Source organism: Achromobacter sp. Marseille-Q0513, from assembly GCF_018195695.1.
Classification (GTDB): domain Bacteria; phylum Pseudomonadota; class Gammaproteobacteria; order Burkholderiales; family Burkholderiaceae_B; genus Achromobacter.
The window spans coordinates 1-575 of sequence record NZ_JAGTJY010000457.1 but is presented as its reverse complement, the minus strand read 5'-3'; the positions used below and the strand labels follow the sequence as shown (position 1 = coordinate 575).

Sequence of the window (575 nt, the reverse complement as noted above, 5' to 3'; positions counted from 1 at the left end):
ATATAGTTGTCCCCGGGCCTTCGACGGCAAAGGCCACGCCGCCAGTCTGGCTATCGGAATCGCGCAGATCAATCTCAGCATGAAGGATCAAGGAACGCAGGCGCAATACCGTCGTCAGCCTGTCGGACCTCACGCGCTTCCTGAACGTCATGCTGGCCTCCACTATCGCGCTGCTGCTCTCTGCCTTTCTCAATCCCGGCCGACCGGCGTTGCCGCGCTCCATTCTTGTGTTGTATCCCCTGCTGCCGCCAATCATGGGCGGCAGCCGGACCGCCTGGAGCATGTGGAAAGAACATCGACTGCACCGTGAAGGCATCGGCCAGGGCAAGCCTGTATTCGTCGTCGGCGGCGCCTGCGCCCACGGCGTCTGGTCCGGGGACTGAGCAGGAGTTCTGACCGGCATGTCGTTGCACTCGTGGACGGTGACCCCGCCATGCGCAGCCTGGAAATCTCCGGCCATCGCGTCGCGGGCAGATGAGGTCCTCGCCCGCCATCGGCCGGATATTGTGTTCCACGTCGCCGCATACAAGCACGTACCGCTGATCGACAATGCTGTCAATCCGACCAATTTCATA

General features: G+C 61.9%; 1 protein-coding gene. It reads left to right on the top strand.

Going from position 1 to position 575, the window contains the following annotated elements; all coding sequences use genetic code 11:
• Window positions 1-149: 149 nt before the first annotated feature.
• On the top strand, window positions 150-383 hold the full coding sequence (locus tag KDH83_RS31240; RefSeq protein ID WP_212322993.1) for a hypothetical protein: 234 nt from the start codon (window positions 150-152) through the stop codon (window positions 381-383).
• Window positions 384-575 lie beyond the last annotated feature (192 nt).